The organism is Pseudomonas sp. HD6422, from assembly GCF_025377065.1.
Taxonomy (GTDB): Bacteria; Pseudomonadota; Gammaproteobacteria; order Pseudomonadales; family Pseudomonadaceae; genus Aquipseudomonas; species Aquipseudomonas putida_U.
On record NZ_JAHWIW010000027.1, the window covers coordinates 1 to 16,621 of the forward strand.

Consider the following 16,621-nt stretch of genomic DNA (forward strand, 5'->3'; position numbering starts at 1 on the left):
GGTCTCCGGCGCGCTTCGGGGGCCCGCGCGCCCCCACGGTCAGCTACCGCGCTTGGGTGTCCGGGTGGGGGGGGCTTGCCCGCGAAGAGGCCGGCTCAGATCGCGTAAGATCCTAGGCCACCACCCACCCTTGCTCGACCATCGACAACGGCTCCCCATCCCCAATGATGATGTGATCGAGCACCCGCACATCGATCAACCCCAACCCCCGTTTCAACGACAGTGTCAGTTGCACGTCATCCTGGCTCGGCTCGCTATTGCCCGAGGGATGGTTGTGACACAGGATCAGTGCCGCCGCGTTATGCAGCAGCGCACGCCGCACCACCTCCCGTGGATAGACGCTGGCCCGGTCTATGGTGCCTCTGAACAGGATTTCGAACGTCAGCGGCCTGTGCTTGGTGTCGAGAAACAGGCAGCCGAATACCTCGCTGGCCTCGTGTCGCAACATCGCCTTCAGATACCGCCGCACGGCCTCGGGGCTGTCCATGACCGACTCGCGCTCGATGGTGGTCGCAAGGTGCCTGCGCCCGATCTCAAGCAATGCCTGCAATTGGCCGTACCTCACCGGCCCCAGGCCAAGCTCGCCGAGAAAGGCTTGCCGATCGGCCTCGAGCAGCTGGCGCAGGCCACCGAACTTCACCAGCAGCCCTCGCGCCAGCTCCACCACATTGCGACCGCGCACTCCTGAGCCAAGAAACACCGCCAACAACTCCGCGTCCGAAAGACTCGCCACCCCACGCTGCAACAACTTCTCCCTCGGCCGCTCTTCAACCGGCCATTCTCTGATATTCATCCCCTGCTCCCTGGTCCTGCTGCGGCACGTTTGAGCCCTGTGTTAATCTATTTCGCCTCGTACATGCGACGTTCTGCCGCAGGCAGTTCTTTCGTCGCCGCCCGCTCTCACTGGAAAAAGGCAAGCCTATGCAGCGGCTGTATCGCAAGCGCATCGTTCTCGGCGTAGGGGGTGGCATTGCCGCCTACAAGAGCGCCGAGCTGATCCGCCGACTCCTGGAGCACGGCGCGCAGGTGCGCGTCGTCATGACCCGCGGTGGTGCCGAGTTCATCACCCCGCTGACCCTGCAGGCGTTGTCCGGTCACCCGGTGCACATGGACCTGCTCGACCCTGCCGCCGAGGCGGCCATGGGTCACATCGAACTGGCCAAGTGGGCCGACCTGGTGCTCATCGCCCCCGCCACCGCCGACCTCATGGCGCGCCTTGCCCAAGGCATGGCCGATGACCTGCTGACCACCCTGGTGCTGGCGACCGACGCCACCGTGGCCATAGCCCCGGCGATGAACCAGGCGATGTGGCGCGACCCGGCCACCCAGGCCAACCTCGATCTGCTGAAAAGCCGTGGTATTGAGGTGTTCGGCCCGGCGTCCGGCAGCCAAGCCTGTGGCGACGTCGGCCTGGGGCGTATGCTCGAAGCCACCGACCTGGCCTGGTGCGCTGCGGAAAGCTTCAAGCGCCAGGCACTCACCGGCAAGCACGTGCTGATCACTGCCGGGCCGACCCAGGAAAACATCGACCCGGTGCGCTACATCACCAATCATAGCTCCGGAAAGATGGGCTTCGCCCTGGCCGAGGCGGCCGCCGAGGCCGGTGCTCGGGTGACCCTGGTCACCGGCCCGGTGCACCTGCCGACACCCGATCGGGTCAACCGTATCGACGTGGTCAGCGCGCGGGACATGCTCGCGGCCTGCGAAGCCGCCATGCCGTGCGACCTGTTCATCGCTTCGGCGGCGGTCGCGGACTACCGACCCGAGGTAGTCGCCCCGCAAAAGCTCAAGAAAGACCCTACGACCGGTGACGGCATGTTGCTGCAGATGGTGCGCAATCCCGATATCCTTGCCACCATTGCCGGCCGTGCCGATCGCCCGTTCAGCGTCGGCTTCGCCGCCGAGACCGAACACTTGCTCGATTACGCTACGCGCAAGCTCAAGGACAAGAACCTCGACCTGATCGTCGCCAACGATGTGGCCAACCCCAGCATCGGCTTCAACAGCGAGGAAAACGCCCTGACCGTGATCGACCGCGAGCAACACCAGACCCTCTTTGCGCAGACCAGCAAGGGCAAGATCGCCCGCCAGCTGGTTGCCTTCATCGCCGAACGGCTCAACCAGGTTCAATAGTTACATGCACGCTCTTCAAGCCAAGATCCTCGACCCGCGCCTGGGTACCGAATTCCCCCTGCCGCAGTACGCCACGCCAGGCTCGGCAGGCCTCGACCTGCGCGCCCTGCTCAAGGAAGACACCGTTCTCGAGCCAGGCCAGACCCTGCTGATCCCCACCGGCCTGTCGATCTACATCGGCGACCCGGGCCTGGCCGCCATGATCCTGCCGCGCTCGGGACTGGGCCACAAGCACGGCATCGTGCTCGGCAACCTGGTCGGCCTGATCGACTCGGACTACCAGGGCGAACTGATGGTGTCGTGCTGGAACCGTGGGACCACGCCGTTCACCATCGCCGTCGGCGAGCGCATCGCCCAACTGGTGCTGGTACCGGTGGTACAAGCGCACTTCGACATCGTCGAGCAGTTCGACGAGAGCCAACGCGGCACCGGCGGCTTCGGTCACTCCGGCAGCCACTGAGCCGATCGAGCGACCGTTCGGGTCATGGATGGCGAACTCTCTGGCGAAACCATCGTCCAAGCGTGCAGTTTGCGCCTGCCCAGACAGCCCTTGACTAATGGAGCTCCCCAAGAGATGAACGACATGGCCCAGCTGGTACCCGCACTGCCTGACAGCATTTTCCGCGCATATGACATCCGCGGCGTGGTCGGCAAGACGCTGCATGGCGAAACCGCCTACTGGATCGGCCGCGCCATCGGCGCGCAAAGCCTGGCCCAGGGTGAGCCTCAGGTGTCTGTAGGCCGAGACGGCCGCCTGTCCGGCCCGATGCTGGTCGAACAACTGATCAAGGGCCTGGCCGATGCCGGTTGCCAGGTCAGCGATGTCGGCCTGGTACCGACTCCCGCGCTGTACTACGCAGCCAACGTGCTGGCCGGCAAGTCCGGGGTGATGCTCACCGGTAGTCACAACCCGTCGGACTACAACGGCTTCAAGATCGTCATCGCCGGCGACACCCTGGCCAACGAGCAGATCCAGGCACTGCTGACCCGGCTCAAGACCAACGACGTGCCGCGTGGCGAAGGCCGCGTGGAAAAGGTCGAGATCCTCGACCGCTACTTCCAGCAGATCGTCGGTGACGTCAAGCTGGCCAGGAAGCTCAAGGTCGTGGTCGACTGCGGCAACGGCGCCGCTGGCGTCATCGCCCCGCAGCTGATCGAGGCCCTGGGTTGCGAAGTCATCCCGCTGTTCTGCGAGGTGGACGGCAACTTCCCCAACCACCACCCGGACCCGGGCAAGCCGGAAAACCTCGAAGACCTGATCGCCAAGGTCAAGGAAACCAGCGCCGATATCGGCCTGGCCTTCGATGGCGACGGTGACCGCGTCGGCGTCGTGACCAACACCGGCAGCATCGTCTACCCCGATCGCCTGCTGATGCTGTTCGCCCAGGACGTGCTGGCTCGCAACCCAGGCGCGGAAATCATCTTCGACGTCAAATGCACCCGTCGCCTCACGCCGCTGATCGAGCAGCATGGCGGCCGCGCGCTGATGTGGAAGACAGGTCACTCGCTGATCAAGAAGAAGATGAAGCAGACCGGCTCGCTGCTGGCCGGCGAGATGAGCGGCCATATCTTCATCAAGGAACGCTGGTACGGTTTCGACGACGGCATCTACAGCGCCGCACGCCTGCTGGAGATCCTCAGCAAGGCCAGCCAGGACGCCGAAAGCCTGTTCGCCGCGTTCCCGAACGACATTTCCACGCCGGAAATCAACATTGATGTGACCGACGAGGGTAAATTCAGCATCATTGATGCACTGCAACGCGACGCCGACTGGGGCGATGCCAACCTGACCACCATCGACGGTGTGCGGGTCGACTATGCCCATGGCTGGGGTCTGGTACGCGCCTCCAACACCACGCCGGTGCTGGTGCTGCGCTTCGAGGCCGACAGCGACGCCGAATTGCAACGTATCCAGGATGTTTTCCGCGCACAGCTGCTGCGGGTCGCCCCTGATCTGCAACTGCCGTTCTGACCGACTATCTGTTCCTTACAGGAGCCCCTGCATGACCCTCGATCGCGATGCCGCCTCCCATGTAGCCGAGGTATTGTCCGAAGCACTGCCTTACATTCGCCGCTTTGTCGGCAAGACCTTGGTGATCAAGTATGGCGGCAACGCGATGGAGAGCGAGGAGCTCAAGACCGGCTTCGCCCGCGACATCGTGCTGATGAAGGCCGTGGGCATCAACCCGGTGGTGGTGCATGGCGGCGGCCCACAGATCGGTGACCTGCTCAACCGTCTGTCGATCGAGAGCCACTTCATCGATGGCATGCGCGTCACCGACGCCGCGACCATGGACGTGGTGGAGATGGTCCTCGGCGGCCAGGTCAACAAGGACATCGTCAACCTGATCAATCGCCACGGCGGCAGCGCCATCGGCCTGACCGGCAAGGACGCCGAGCTGATCCGTGCGCGCAAGCTCACCGTCAGCCGTCAGACCCCGGAGATGACCCAACCGGAAATCATCGATATCGGTCACGTCGGCGAGGTCGTCAGCGTCAACACCGACCTGATCAACATGCTGGTCAAGGGCGACTTCATCCCGGTGATCGCGCCGATTGGCGTGGGTGCCGACGGCGAGTCGTACAACATCAACGCCGACCTGGTAGCGGGCAAGGTGGCCGAGGCACTGAAGGCCGAAAAACTGATGCTGCTGACCAACATCGCCGGCCTGATGGACAAGCAGGGCCAGGTCCTGACCGGCCTGACCACCGAGCAGGTCAACGAGTTGATCGCCGACGGCACCATCTACGGCGGCATGCTGCCGAAGATCAAGTGCGCACTGGAAGCCGTCCAGGGCGGCGTGAACAGCTCGCACATCATCGACGGTCGCGTCCCCAACGCGGTGCTGCTGGAGATCTTCACCGACAGCGGCGTGGGCACTCTGATCACCAACCGCAAGCCGCGCTGACCCCTCGAGCTGACACCATTCCCAATCGCCGGCAAGACGACTCCTACAAACCGGAGTTGGCTTGTCGGCGTTTTTTTTGCTCCAAACATGGCAAAATGCCTGCCCGCAACACCCAGATCTACCTAATTGGAGATATCGCGTGAAATACGCTTCACAAGGACTCGTGCTGGCAGCTGCCGTTGCGTTCGGGTCGATCGCCGGCTGTGCTACCGAAACCTCCACTGCCGTCGCGGTGCAACAGGTCGAAAGCGTCAACCGCCCTTACAGCGGCGTGCGTGCCCCCATCGCCGTGGGCAAGTTCGACAACCGTTCCAGCTACATGCGTGGGATCTTCTCCGATGGCGTCGACCGCCTCGGCGGCCAGGCCAAGACCATCCTGATCACCCACCTGCAGCAGACCAACCGCTTCAACGTGCTCGACCGCGACAACATGAGCGAGATCCAGCAGGAAGCCGCCATCAAAGGTCAGGCTCAACGCCTCAAAGGCGCCGACTTCGTGGTCACCGGCGATGTCACCGAATTCGGTCGCAAGGAAGTCGGCGACCATCAGCTGTTCGGTATCCTCGGCCGCGGCAAGACCCAGATCGCCTATGCCAAGGTGGCACTGAACATCGTCAACATCAGCACCTCCGAGGTCGTCTATTCGAGTCAGGGTGCTGGCGAGTATGCCCTCTCCAACCGCGAGATCATCGGCTTCGGCGGTACCGCCAGCTATGACTCGACCCTCAATGGCAAGGTCCTCGACCTGGCCATGCGCGAGGCGGTGAACAAGCTGGTCGGCGCCGTGGAAAGCGGCCAATGGAAACCGCAACTGCACTAAGTCACCTGTTCAAGGAAGACATCCCATGAGCATTACCCTCCCGGCCAAGCGCGCCTGCGCCGGCCTCCTGCTGGGCAGCCTGCTGCTGGCCGGCTGCAACGCGCCCAAACCCCTGTACCAGTGGGAAAGCTATCAGCCGCAGGTCTATGGCTACCTCAAGGGCGAGTCGAAAGAGGAACAGGTCACAGCGCTGGAGCGCGATCTGGAGAAGATCAAGGCCAAGAATGGCGCCGTACCGCCGGGCTACCACGCACAACTGGGCCTGCTGTATTCCAGCTTGGGCAAGGATGACCAGATGATGCAGCAGTTTCGCACCGAAAAAGCCCTGTTCCCGGAATCGGCGGCGTACATGGACTTTCTGATGAGCAACGCCAGCAAAGGGGCCAAGCAATGATCAAACGCCTCACCCAATTGCTGGTCGGCGCCTGCGTGCTGGCTCTGTTCGCGGGCTGCGCCGAGCGCAAGACCATCGATTATTCGGCCTACAAGCAGGCCCGCCCCAAATCGATCCTGATCCTGCCACCGCTCAACGAGTCGCCGGACGTCAAGGCGACCTACAGCATGCTGTCGCAGGTCACCTACCCACTGGCCGAAGCGGGCTATTACGTGATGCCCGTGGCGCTGGTGGATGAAACCTTCCGCCAGAACGGCATGACCACCCCGGCTGACATCCACCAGCTGCCAACGGCCAAGCTGCGCGAGATCTTCGGTGCCGACGCCGGGCTGTACGTGACGGTATCGGACTATGGCACGCGCTACATGGTGCTGAGCAGCGCCACGATCGTTACTGCCAACGCCAAGCTGATCGACCTCAAGACCGGCACCACCCTGTGGACCGGCAGTGCCACGGCCTCCAGCCAGGAGAACCAGCAGAACCAGGGCGGCATCATCGGCATGCTGATCACTGCGGCGGTGAACCAGATCATCAGCAGCGTGCAGGATGACGCGGGCTACCCGATCGCGGGCGTGACCAGCGCCCGACTGCTGACGCCCCATGCCAACGGCGGGCTGCTGTATGGCCCACGATCGCCGAAGTACGGCACCGACTGAGCAAGACCTCTTCCACAGAGACATCGCCGCACTCAAGGGCAGGGATGACCCTGTGGGAGCGGGCTTGCCCGCGAAGAGGCCAGGACAGACGATACGAAAAAGGCGACCTGCAGAGGTCGCCTTTTTCATTACCGGGCCAGGATCAGATCCCGTACTGCGCCCGATAGGCCTCAACGGCCGGCAGGTGCTGCTTGAGCTGTGGATCGTCGGCGAGGAACTCCAACACCTGGGTCAGCGAGACGATGCTGACCACCGGAATGCCGAAGTCGCGCTCCACTTCCTGGATCGCCGACAGCTCGCCGTTACCGCGTTCCTCGCGGTTCAGCGCGATCAGCACGCCAGCAGCCTTGGCCTGCTGGGCATTGATGATCTGCATGACCTCACGGATGGCGGTGCCAGCGGTGATCACGTCGTCGATGATCAACACGTCACCGGCCAGCGGAGCGCCGACCAGGCTGCCGCCTTCGCCGTGATCCTTGGCTTCCTTGCGGTTGAAGCACCATGGCACGTCGAGCTGATGCTGCTCGGCCAGCGCCACCGCTGTCGCCGCCGCCAGGGGAATGCCCTTGTAGGCGGGGCCGAACAGCACGTCGAACGGGATCTTGCTGTCGACGATGGCTGCCGCGTAGCAACGCCCCAGCTGGGCCAGGGCGGAACCGGTGTTGAACAGGCCGGCATTGAAGAAATACGGGCTGGTACGCCCCGATTTCAGGGTGAATTCACCGAAACGCAGGACCCCGCGATCGATGGCAAAACGGATAAAGTCGCGCTGATACGGCTGCATGGAAAGTCCCGGACACCACGGATTTAGCTAAATGGGTTGAGCTCGGGTATCATACACGCACGAGATTTATGGGGCCATTTATGCGGATCATCAGTGTGAACGTAAATGGCATTCAGGCTGCGGCCGAGCGTGGTTTGCTCAGCTGGTTGCAAGCCCAGAATGCCGACGTCATCTGTCTTCAGGACACCCGCGCCTCGGCCTTTGAACTCGACGACCCAGCTTTCCAGCTCGATGGCTATTTCCTTTATGCCTGCGACGCGGAGGTTCCCGCCCAAGGTGGCGTGGCCCTCTATTCGCGCATGCAGCCCAAGGCAGTCATCACCGGCCTGGGTTTCGAGACAGCCGATCGCTACGGGCGTTATCTGCAAGCAGATTTCGACAAAGTCAGTATTGCCAGCCTGCTGCTGCCTTCGGGCATGAACGGCGACGAAGACTTGAATCAGAAATTCAAGTTGATGGACGACTTCGCCAAGTACCTGGACAAACAGCGTCGCAAGCGTCGCGAATACATCTACTGCGGCTCGTTCTACGTGGCGCAGCAGAAACTCGACATCAAGAACTGGCGTGACAGCCAGCAGTCCCCGGGCTTCCTGCCTCCAGAGCGTGCCTGGATGGATGCGATCACCGGCGACATGGGCTACGTGGATGCCTTGCGCGAAGTCAGCCGCGAGGGCGACCAGTACAGCTGGTGGCCGGACAACGAGCAGGCTGAGATGCTCAACCTGGGCTATCGCTTCGACTACCAGATCCTCACCCCGGGCCTGCGTCGCTTCGTGCGCAACGCCCGTCTGCCGCGTCAGCCGCGCTTCTCGCAGCATGCGCCGCTGATTGTCGACTATGACTGGACGTTGACCATCTAAAACATTGGGGCGCTGCGCAGCCCATTCGCGGGACAAGCCCGCTCCCACAAGATTTGTGCACCTTTCCAGCCATGCATACATCTTGTGGGAGCGGGCTTGTCCCGCGAATGGGCACCCAGCGGCCCCAATGCTATTTGATCGGCCGCCAGATCAGCGGATACCGATATGGCTTGCCTTCATTGACACGCACCGCTGCGATGATGATCAGGACCAGCACCGCCACCATCAGCATGGCGAATAGCACCAGCCCGATGAACACGAACATCAGCAGAAAGCAGACGAACCCGGCGAGGGTCACGCTGATCTGAAAGTTCAGCGCCTCCTTGCCCTGGACATCGATGAAGGGATCTTGCTCACGCTTGAGGTGCCACAGCACCAGCGGGCCCAGCAGGTGCCCGAGGGGTACTACCAGGCCGAGCAGCGCGGCAAGGTGACAGAACATCGCCCATTGCCGCACGTCGGCGTTGGGCGGGGTGATCGACAGGTTCGAATCGCTCATGCCCCGCACCTCCTTGATTGGGTCAGTCGGCGAGTGCCGCCTGTTGCAGCTCGAAGATTTCGTTCATGCCTTTTTGCGCCAAGGCCAGCATGGCGTTGAAGTCTTCCGGCTGGAAAGGCGCACCTTCGGCAGTGCCCTGCACTTCGATGAAACCGCCAGCGCTGGTCATGACCACGTTGAGGTCGGTCTCTGCCGCGGAGTCTTCCAGGTAGTCGAGGTCGAGCACCGCCTCGGCCTGGTATATGCCCACCGACACAGCGGCGATCATGTGCTTGAGCGGGTTGCCGCCCTTCAGGCCGCCGCGCTTCTTGATCACCGCCAGGGCATCGCACAGGGCGACCATGGCGCCGGTGATCGAGGCAGTGCGGGTGCCGCCATCGGCCTGGATCACGTCGCAGTCGACGTACAGGGTGATGTCGCCGAGCTTGCTCATGTCCAACGCGGCGCGCAACGAACGGCCGATCAGACGTTGGATTTCGAGGGTGCGCCCCCCTTGCTTGCCACGGCTGGCTTCACGCTGGTTACGCTCGCCAGTGGAGCGCGGCAGCATGCCGTATTCGGCGGTCAACCAGCCTTGACCCTGACCCTTGAGGAAGCGCGGGACGCCGTTTTCCACACTGACCGTGCAGATGACCTTGGTGTCACCGAACTCGACCAGTACCGACCCTTCGGCGTGCTTGGTGTAGTTGCGGGTGATGCGGATCGAGCGGAGCTGATCGGCGGCGCGACCACTTGGACGTTTCATCTGGGATACCTGTACCGGGATTTCGAATCTGCCGAGCATTATAAAGCCCGTGGCTTCATGAAGACATGCCTATCGTCGTAGCCGGCCACGCCTGTCGACTTTTCCCTACACCTTCGGACGTATCTGTAACATGGGCGGATTGGGCGTGACGCAACCACTGCGCTACAATCCTGCGCCTCGCAGCCTTGCGGCTGCCCCCGTTCACATCATCCAACGCGAGGTACTCCCCATGGTGCACAGCATGACCGCTTTTGCTCGAGTCGAGCGCGCCGGCAGCCAAGGCACCCTGGTCTGGGAGCTGCGTTCGGTCAACCATCGCTACCTCGAACCGCACCTGCGCCTGCACGATGCCCTGCGCGACCTCGAAGGGCCGGTGCGCGAAGGGCTGCGCCAGGGCCTGTCGCGCGGCAAGGTGGAATGCACCCTGCGCCTGCACGAGGACAGCAACGGCAAGCCGCTCAAGGTCGACCGCGAGCGCGCCGCGCAATTGGTGGCCGCTGCCGAGGAAGTCGCTGGCCTGATCAAGCAGCCGGCGCCGCTGAACCCGCTGGAGGTGCTGTCCTGGCCCGGCGTGCTGGTGGCCGACGCCAGCGACCCGCAGGCCCTCAATGCCGAAGCCATGGCGCTGTTCGACGAGGCTCTGGCCGAGCTCAAGGCTGGCCGTCTGCGCGAAGGTCAGGAGCTGGCTCGACTGATCAACGAACGCCTCGACGCCATGGCCACCGAGGTCACCACCCTGCGCGCCCTGGTGCCGCAGATGCTCGCCGCCCATCGGCAGAAGATCCTCGACCGCTTCGGCGACATGCAGGCCGAGCTCGACCCGCAACGCCTGGAGCAGGAGATGGTCCTACTGGCGCAGAAGAGCGATGTGGCCGAGGAACTCGACCGCCTGAGCACCCATGTCACCGAGGTCCGCCGGGTGCTCAAGTCCGGTGGCGCCGCCGGCCGGCGCCTGGACTTCCTGATGCAGGAACTCAACCGCGAAGCCAACACCCTGGGCTCCAAGGCATTCGACCCGCGCAGCACGCAAGCGGCGGTCAACCTCAAGGTGTTGATCGAACAGATGCGTGAACAAGTACAGAACATCGAGTAAGGCCACCCCTACCATGAACCACAGCAGCGGCACCCTCTACATCGTTTCGGCCCCCTCTGGCGCCGGCAAGACCAGCCTGGTGACGGCACTGACCAAGGCCGACCCGCAGATCCGCGTGTCGGTCTCGCACACCACGCGCGCCATGCGCCCAGGCGAACAGCACGGGGTGAATTACCACTTCGTCGTGCACGAGGAATTCAAGAGCCTGATCCAGCAAGGCGATTTCCTCGAGCATGCCGAGGTCTTCGGCAATTTCTACGGCACCTCGCGCAGCGCGATGCAGCAGACCCTCGACCAGGGCTATGACCTGATCCTGGAAATCGACTGGCAAGGCGCCCAGCAGGTGCGCGAGCTGATGCCCGAGGCACTGTCGGTGTTCATCCTGCCGCCGAGCCAGCAGGCCCTGCGCGAGCGCCTGGACAACCGCGGCCAGGACAGTGACGAGATCATTGCCGGGCGCATGAAGGAAGCGGTCAGCGAGATGGTGCACTACGACGAATATGACTACGTCATCGTCAACGACGACTTCGGCACAGCGCTTGAGGAGTTGAAGGCGGTTTTCGTGGCCAATCGGTTGCTGCTGAAGAAGCAGCAGCAGCGCCATGGGGCGCTGCTCAAGGAACTGCTTTCCTGAGGCATCGTATGAGGCCGCGTTGCGGCCCTTCGCGGGACAAGCCCGCTCCCACAGGTACAGCGCTGAATCCGAAACCGGCGCTGTACCTGTGGGAGCGGGCTTGTCCCGCGAAGGGCGGCAACGCAGCCCCAAGCTTCACTCCTGCAACTGCAAGGTCGCCTGCTGGCGCAAGGTAGCCCCGAGGAAATACGCCGGCGCCCGCATCCGCGAAAGCATCATCAGCACGATCCCCAGCGCCGAGATGATCGCCGCGATCACGAACACCAGCCCCACGCCCGCCACGTGCGAACCGCTGCCGAACTCCGGCGAGGCGCTGTCGATCGCCGTACGCACGAAGATCACCGACAGGATCACCCCACCCAGCAGCGGACACAATCCGCGCATGAAGAAATGGCGCACGCTGTCGAAGAGGCTGTGACGGAAATACCAGACGCAGGCGAACGCCGTCAGCGAATAGTAGAAGCAGATCATCATGCCCAATGCGGTGATGGTGTCAGCCAGCACGTTTTCGCTGAGGGTACGCATGGTCACGTAGAACAGGCCTGCTGCCACACCGGCGCAGATCGTCGCGTAGCGTGGCGTCTGCGAGCGCGGGCAAACCTCGGCGAAACGCTGAGGCACGGCGCCGTAGTAACCCATCGCCAGCAGGGTACGGGCCGGCGAGACGAAGGTCGACTGCAGCGAGGCTGCGGTGCTGGCCAGCACCGCGATGGACATCAGGATCGCCAACGGCCCCATGACCGGGCCGGCCAGATGGGCAAAGACGTTTTCCTGGATACGTGGGTTGTTCAAGCCCAGGCCGTCCTCGCTGATACCTGCGAATTGCAAGGTGGCAATAGCGGTCACCAGGTACAGGCCGAGGATCAGCAGCACCGTCCAGGTGGCTGCCTTGCCTGGTACCTCGTCGCTACCGATCGACTCTTCGCTGACCGTCAGGCACACATCCCAACCCCAGAAAATGAAGATCGACAAGGACAGTCCAGCAGCGAAGGCCGAGAACGACTCGACGCCAAATGGGTTGAACCAGGCCAGGTCGAAGGCCAACGGCGGCGGCGCGGTGGTTTCGCTGAAAGCGGCAAAGGAGAAGCCGATCAGCACCAGCAACTGCAAGGCGACCAGACCATATTGCACGGTCATGGTGGTGGCCATGCCGCGGCAACAGATCCACACCGCCATGGCGATGAACACGCAACAGGTGATGATGTTGATCAACAGGTTATCGGCCAGCGCCGCCAGTTCGTGTTGCCCCGTGATCTGGGCAATGAAGAGGTAGAAGAAGTCGACGGCGACGCCCGCCAAATTGGATAGCACGATGGTGGTGGCGACCACCAAACCCCAGCCGCCGATCCAGCCGATCATTGGGCCAAAGGCCCGCGCCGACCACGTGAAGGAGGTGCCGCTGTCAGGCTCCGCCGCGTTCAGCTCGCGGTAGCCGAGGGCGACCAACAGCATGGGCAGGAAGCCGACGATGAATACCGCCGGCAGGTGCGCTCCGACCTCGCGCACGGTGGGGCCAAGGGCGCCGGTCAGGGTATAGGCCGGGGCAATCGTGGAAATGCCCAGCACCACGCTGGCCAGCAGGCCGAGACGTCCTTTGGCCAGGCCTTTGCTGCGCGAGACAGTGCCCGAGTCGGCCGCATCGGGTGGGCGGCCGGCTTCTGTGTAATCGCTCATGAGTAAACCGTAACTATTAGAATTGTTTTCACGGACCTCGACGAGGAGACCCGTTTCCACTCATTGATGGCTCGCTGCCCGGTCGACCCGCGCAGCATGGGCAATGCAGGCCTCGCGAAACGCCTGGAACAGGCGCAACGAGACCGGGTTGTCGGCAAAACGCCATTCCGGGTGCCACTGCACGCCGAGCACCAGGCCCGGCGCATCCGGCATCGACACCGCTTCGATCAGGCCATCCGGGGCCCTCGCCTCGACGCGCAGGCCTGGGGCCAAACGGTCGATGCCCTGGCTGTGCAGCGAGTTGACCTCGAACCGCTCAGACAGGCCAAGGCTCTCGAACAGGCCGCCAGCTTCGACGCTGACGGCATGACGAGGGCCATATTGCACCTCCAGGGGTGCATCCTCAGGTTCGCGATGGTCCAAGAAGTCCGGTAGCGCCTGCACGCGTTGGTGCAAACTGCCGCCAAGGGCCACATTGAGTTCCTGGAAACCACGGCAGATACACATCACCGGCACGCCGGCGGCAATGGCGGCACGCAGCAGCGGCAGGGTCAGCAGGTCACGCGCCTGATCGTGCCGGGTGCCGTGCGCGCTAGGGGCGCCATTGTAGTGATGCGGTTCGACATTGGAAGGCGAACCGGTGAAAAGAATGCCATCGAGCCGCGCCAGCAACGCCTGGGTATCGCTGCCGCCATCGCGGGCCGGCAGGATCACCGGCAATCCGGCGAACGCCGCCGCTTCCACATACTTGTCGCCCACCGTGTGCGACGGGTTCTTGCCCACCTGCTGACGGCAGGCGCTGACACCGATCAAGGGGACCGCAATTGCGCTCATGGGCTTACACCGTGTGCAGGTACCAGTTGTACTCGAGGTCGGAGATAGACACTTCGAACTCGGCCAGCTCACTCTCCTTGCAGGCCACGAAGATGTCGATGTAGTCCGGGCTGATGTATTGGTTGAGCACTTCGCTGTCGTCCAATGCACGCAGGGCGTCGCGCAGGTTGTTCGGCAGGCTCTGCTCCAATTGCTCGTAGGAATTGCCTTCGATCGGCGCACCCGGTTCGATCTTGCTGGTAAGACCGTGATGGATACCGGCGAGGATCGAGGCGAGCATCAGGTACGGGTTGGCGTCGGCACCGGCCACGCGGTGCTCGATGCGCACGTTGTCGCTGCTGTCGGTCGGCACACGTACGGCCACGGTGCGGTTGTCCAGGCCCCAGCTCGGCGCATTGGGGACATAGAACTGCGCGCCAAAACGGCGGTAAGAATTGATGTTCGGGCAGAGGAACGCCATCGACGCCGGCATGGTTTCCAGCACGCCGCCGATAGCGTGGCGCAGTGCATCGCTCTGCAGCGGGTCGGCACTGGCGAAGATGTTCTTGCCGGTTTTCTTGTCGAGCAGCGAGATGTGCACGTGCAGGCCGTTGCCAGCTTGGCCCGGATAGGGTTTGGCCATGAAGGTGGTGTCCATCTCATGGTCGTAGGCGACGTTCTTGATCAGCCGCTTGAGCAGGATCGCGTAGTCGCAGGCCTTCAGCGGGTCGGCCACGTGATGAAGGTTCACTTCGAACTGCGCCGGGGCGCTTTCCTTGACGATGGCGTCGGCTGGCAGGCCTTGCTCCTTGGCCGCTTCGAGCATGTCCTGAAGGCAGTCGGCATATTCGTCGAGATCGTCGATCAGGTAGACCTGGGTCGACTGCGGGCGCTTGCCGGAAATCGGCGAGCGCGGCGGCTGCGGACGCCCGTTGAGGTTGTCCTGGTCGATCAGATAGAACTCCAGCTCGAACGCCGCGCAGATGTCCAGGCCCAGGTCGTCGAACTTGCTCACCACCTGGCGCAGCACTTCGCGCGGATCGGCGAAGAACGGTGCGCCGTCCAGTTCGTGCATGGTCATCAGCAACTGGGCGGTGGGGCGCTTCTGCCAGGGTTCGTCCGACAACGTGCCAGGGATCGGGAAGCAGATGCGATCGGCATCGCCGATGTCCAGGCCCAGGCCAGTGCTTTCCACGGTCGAGCCGTTGATATCCAGGGCGAACAACGACGCCGGCAGGTTGATGCCTTTCTCGAACACCTTGTGCAGACTGGCCCGCTCGATGCGCTTGCCACGTACCACGCCGTTCATGTCGGAGATCAGCAGATCGACATACTGGGTATCCGGATGGGCCTGGAGGAAGTCATTCATCTCGCTGGAAGAACTGGCGCACGGGGTGACCGACGTCATGATGTACATCCTTTGATGTGCTGCGGCGATGTGGGGGGATACGGCTGGCGCCTCACGGGCGACGATGGTTGCAGCTGTTGTTGTTTTCACTTTCCCATCGTGGGGATTGATCGCCCGACCGAGCGCATTGATTCCCGGGGGCCGTTCCACTATAAAATGGCCCTAACGCAACAGACATTGGCAATTCGGCAAGCAGAGCGTGCACCAATGCAATATCAGATCACCCATGCCGACCTCTCCCTGGTCCTGGCCCTGGAGCGCGGTCGGTCACTGGCCAAGGCCGCCGAACTGCTCAAGGTCGACGTCTCGACGGTGTTCCGCTCGATCCGCCGCCTCGAATCGGCGCTCGGCACCGCGTTGTTCGTCAAGAGCCGCAAAGGCTACCTGCCGACCGACACCGCCCAGGCCCTGGCCGAGCAGGCCGAGCGCGCCGAACAGGCGCTGGAAGCCGCGCGCATCGCCATGAGCAGCGGCGAGCAGGTGGTCAGCGGCACGGTGCGCCTGACCTGTACCGAAGCGGTAATGCATAGTCTGCTGCTGCCGGCGCTGGCGGACTTCATGCCCAACTATCCGGCGCTGTCGCTGGAAATGGGTACCTCCAACACCTTCGCCAACCTCAGCCGCCGCGATGCCGACATCGCGCTGCGCCTGACCAACACCCCTCCCGAGCATTTGGTGGGCCGTTGCCTGGGCTCAACGTCCTATGTGATCTGCGGCCAACCCCAGTGGCGAGAGCGCCTGGCCGAAAGCGCCGCCAATGTGCCGTGGATCGCGCCGGACGACTCGATGCAGGACCACCCCACGGTAGTCTGGCGTAACCAACAGTACCCAGGGCTCAGCCCGCGCTACCAGTGCAGCGGCATGTCGACCATCGCCCAACTGGTCAGTACCGGCCTGGGGGTGGCGGCCTTGCCCGACTACATGGTCGACGCCCTGCCCGGGGTGGATGCGCTCAGCGGCCCGTTGCCCGGCTGCGACACCCAGCTGTGGCTACTGACCCGCCCCGATTGCCGGGCGTTGCGTTCGGTGCAGACGCTGTTCGAGGAGCTGACCCCACGGTTGCGTGGCGCGATGCTCTGAGGGTGTTGTGTTTCAGGGGCTGCTGGCGTTATCGTCGGAACCAGGCGTTCAGGGTGTCTGCTACGGCCCTTTCGCGGGTGAACCCGCTCCCACAGCAGGGCATCGTGTCTGATCACTCG

The 16,621-nt window shown here is 63.3% G+C and carries 18 protein-coding genes; 11 read left to right on the forward strand and 7 right to left on the reverse strand.

The window, feature by feature from the left end; genetic code table 11:
* Positions 1-112: 112 nt before the first annotated feature.
* Positions 113-793: a RadC family protein gene (radC, locus tag KY379_RS19135; protein ID WP_133325445.1), complete on the reverse strand. Its 681-nt coding sequence runs from the start codon at positions 791-793 to the stop codon at positions 113-115.
* Between the two features lie 128 nt (positions 794-921).
* Here radC and coaBC point away from each other — a divergent pair, with 128 nt between their 5' ends.
* The 7 genes from coaBC to KY379_RS19170 all read left to right on the forward strand — a co-directional run bounded on the left by coaBC (position 922) and on the right by KY379_RS19170 (position 6,912).
* Positions 922-2,133, forward strand: a complete 1,212-nt coding sequence (gene coaBC / locus KY379_RS19140; protein WP_133325447.1) for a bifunctional phosphopantothenoylcysteine decarboxylase/phosphopantothenate--cysteine ligase CoaBC — start codon at positions 922-924, stop codon at positions 2,131-2,133.
* A 4-nt stretch (positions 2,134-2,137) separates the two neighbouring features.
* Complete coding sequence (gene dut, locus KY379_RS19145) at positions 2,138-2,593, forward strand: dUTP diphosphatase (RefSeq protein WP_133325449.1); 456 nt, start codon at positions 2,138-2,140, stop codon at positions 2,591-2,593.
* A 114-nt stretch (positions 2,594-2,707) separates the two neighbouring features.
* On the forward strand, positions 2,708-4,105 hold the full coding sequence (locus KY379_RS19150; protein ID WP_133325451.1) for a phosphomannomutase/phosphoglucomutase: 1,398 nt from the start codon (positions 2,708-2,710) through the stop codon (positions 4,103-4,105).
* 31 nt (positions 4,106-4,136) lie between these two features.
* A complete protein-coding gene (gene argB / locus KY379_RS19155) occupies positions 4,137-5,042 on the forward strand; it encodes an acetylglutamate kinase (RefSeq protein ID WP_133325453.1) in 906 nt (301 codons plus the stop codon).
* A 139-nt stretch (positions 5,043-5,181) separates the two neighbouring features.
* Positions 5,182-5,862 carry a CsgG/HfaB family protein gene (locus KY379_RS19160; protein WP_133325455.1) on the forward strand — a complete coding sequence of 227 codons (681 nt, stop codon included), beginning with the start codon at positions 5,182-5,184 and terminating at the stop codon, positions 5,860-5,862.
* 25 nt (positions 5,863-5,887) lie between these two features.
* The gene (locus KY379_RS19165; protein WP_133325457.1) at positions 5,888-6,256 is read left to right on the forward strand and encodes a DUF4810 domain-containing protein; all 369 of its coding nucleotides are present in this window, start codon (positions 5,888-5,890) and stop codon (positions 6,254-6,256) included.
* On the forward strand, positions 6,253-6,912 hold the full coding sequence (locus tag KY379_RS19170; RefSeq protein ID WP_133325459.1) for a DUF799 domain-containing protein: 660 nt from the start codon (positions 6,253-6,255) through the stop codon (positions 6,910-6,912). The genes KY379_RS19165 and KY379_RS19170 overlap by 4 nt, the downstream gene beginning before the upstream one ends.
* Before the next feature lie 142 nt (positions 6,913-7,054).
* On the opposite strand, the gene pyrE is transcribed toward KY379_RS19170, so the two are convergent.
* Positions 7,055-7,696: an orotate phosphoribosyltransferase gene (gene pyrE / locus KY379_RS19175; RefSeq protein WP_011536401.1), complete on the reverse strand. Its 642-nt coding sequence runs from the start codon at positions 7,694-7,696 to the stop codon at positions 7,055-7,057.
* 80 nt (positions 7,697-7,776) lie between these two features.
* Here pyrE and KY379_RS19180 point away from each other — a divergent pair, with 80 nt between their 5' ends.
* Entirely contained in the window at positions 7,777-8,556 is a 780-nt protein-coding gene (locus tag KY379_RS19180) for an exodeoxyribonuclease III (protein WP_008091582.1), read from the forward strand.
* 130 nt (positions 8,557-8,686) lie between these two features.
* Here the strand turns inward: KY379_RS19180 and KY379_RS19185 are convergent, their stop codons facing one another.
* Positions 8,687-9,055, reverse strand: a complete 369-nt coding sequence (locus tag KY379_RS19185; protein WP_133325463.1) for a DUF4870 domain-containing protein — start codon at positions 9,053-9,055, stop codon at positions 8,687-8,689.
* Positions 9,056-9,077: 22 nt separating this feature from the next.
* Complete coding sequence (rph, locus tag KY379_RS19190) at positions 9,078-9,800, reverse strand: ribonuclease PH (protein ID WP_261239290.1); 723 nt, start codon at positions 9,798-9,800, stop codon at positions 9,078-9,080.
* A gap of 229 nt (positions 9,801-10,029) precedes the next feature.
* On the opposite strand from rph, the gene KY379_RS19195 reads away from it, so the two are divergent.
* Together KY379_RS19195 and gmk are read left to right on the forward strand one after the other, a co-directional pair.
* The gene (locus tag KY379_RS19195) at positions 10,030-10,893 is read left to right on the forward strand and encodes a YicC/YloC family endoribonuclease (protein ID WP_133325896.1); all 864 of its coding nucleotides are present in this window, start codon (positions 10,030-10,032) and stop codon (positions 10,891-10,893) included.
* A 13-nt stretch (positions 10,894-10,906) separates the two neighbouring features.
* Entirely contained in the window at positions 10,907-11,527 is a 621-nt protein-coding gene (gmk, locus tag KY379_RS19200) for a guanylate kinase (RefSeq protein ID WP_133325467.1), read from the forward strand.
* Between the two features lie 135 nt (positions 11,528-11,662).
* On the opposite strand, the gene KY379_RS19205 is transcribed toward gmk, so the two are convergent.
* Genes KY379_RS19205 through KY379_RS19215 form a run of 3 tightly spaced genes read right to left on the reverse strand, consistent with a single transcriptional unit; the run spans position 11,663 to position 15,422 of the window.
* Positions 11,663-13,201: an APC family permease gene (locus KY379_RS19205; protein WP_261239295.1), complete on the reverse strand. Its 1,539-nt coding sequence runs from the start codon at positions 13,199-13,201 to the stop codon at positions 11,663-11,665.
* A 60-nt stretch (positions 13,202-13,261) separates the two neighbouring features.
* Positions 13,262-14,035: a gamma-glutamyl-gamma-aminobutyrate hydrolase family protein gene (locus KY379_RS19210; protein WP_261239296.1), complete on the reverse strand. Its 774-nt coding sequence runs from the start codon at positions 14,033-14,035 to the stop codon at positions 13,262-13,264.
* 4 nt (positions 14,036-14,039) lie between these two features.
* Positions 14,040-15,422 (reverse strand): glutamine synthetase family protein, encoded by a 1,383-nt coding sequence (locus KY379_RS19215; protein WP_133325473.1) that lies wholly within the window; start codon positions 15,420-15,422, stop codon positions 14,040-14,042.
* Positions 15,423-15,629: 207 nt separating this feature from the next.
* Here KY379_RS19215 and KY379_RS19220 point away from each other — a divergent pair, with 207 nt between their 5' ends.
* A complete protein-coding gene (locus KY379_RS19220; protein WP_133325476.1) occupies positions 15,630-16,502 on the forward strand; it encodes a LysR family transcriptional regulator in 873 nt (290 codons plus the stop codon).
* The last annotated feature ends 119 nt before the right edge of the window (positions 16,503-16,621 follow it).

Excerpts from the sequence above, each read along its gene's own strand:
- radC (WP_133325445.1), bottom strand. The coding sequence starts at position 793 with ATGAATATCAGAGAATGGCCGGTTGAAGAGCGGCCGAGGGAGAAGTTG.
- coaBC (WP_133325447.1), top strand. The coding sequence starts at position 922 with ATGCAGCGGCTGTATCGCAAGCGCATCGTTCTCGGCGTAGGGGGTGGC.
- dut (WP_133325449.1), top strand. The coding sequence starts at position 2,138 with ATGCACGCTCTTCAAGCCAAGATCCTCGACCCGCGCCTGGGTACCGAA.
- KY379_RS19150 (WP_133325451.1), top strand. The coding sequence starts at position 2,708 with ATGAACGACATGGCCCAGCTGGTACCCGCACTGCCTGACAGCATTTTC.
- argB (WP_133325453.1), top strand. The coding sequence starts at position 4,137 with ATGACCCTCGATCGCGATGCCGCCTCCCATGTAGCCGAGGTATTGTCC.
- KY379_RS19165 (WP_133325457.1), top strand. The coding sequence starts at position 5,888 with ATGAGCATTACCCTCCCGGCCAAGCGCGCCTGCGCCGGCCTCCTGCTG.
- KY379_RS19170 (WP_133325459.1), top strand. The coding sequence starts at position 6,253 with ATGATCAAACGCCTCACCCAATTGCTGGTCGGCGCCTGCGTGCTGGCT.
- pyrE (WP_011536401.1), bottom strand. The coding sequence starts at position 7,696 with ATGCAGCCGTATCAGCGCGACTTTATCCGTTTTGCCATCGATCGCGGG.
- KY379_RS19180 (WP_008091582.1), top strand. The coding sequence starts at position 7,777 with ATGCGGATCATCAGTGTGAACGTAAATGGCATTCAGGCTGCGGCCGAG.
- KY379_RS19185 (WP_133325463.1), bottom strand. The coding sequence starts at position 9,055 with ATGAGCGATTCGAACCTGTCGATCACCCCGCCCAACGCCGACGTGCGG.
- rph (WP_261239290.1), bottom strand. The coding sequence starts at position 9,800 with ATGAAACGTCCAAGTGGTCGCGCCGCCGATCAGCTCCGCTCGATCCGC.
- KY379_RS19195 (WP_133325896.1), top strand. The coding sequence starts at position 10,030 with ATGGTGCACAGCATGACCGCTTTTGCTCGAGTCGAGCGCGCCGGCAGC.
- gmk (WP_133325467.1), top strand. The coding sequence starts at position 10,907 with ATGAACCACAGCAGCGGCACCCTCTACATCGTTTCGGCCCCCTCTGGC.
- KY379_RS19205 (WP_261239295.1), bottom strand. The coding sequence starts at position 13,201 with ATGAGCGATTACACAGAAGCCGGCCGCCCACCCGATGCGGCCGACTCG.
- KY379_RS19210 (WP_261239296.1), bottom strand. The coding sequence starts at position 14,035 with ATGAGCGCAATTGCGGTCCCCTTGATCGGTGTCAGCGCCTGCCGTCAG.
- KY379_RS19215 (WP_133325473.1), bottom strand. The coding sequence starts at position 15,422 with ATGACGTCGGTCACCCCGTGCGCCAGTTCTTCCAGCGAGATGAATGAC.
- KY379_RS19220 (WP_133325476.1), top strand. The coding sequence starts at position 15,630 with ATGCAATATCAGATCACCCATGCCGACCTCTCCCTGGTCCTGGCCCTG.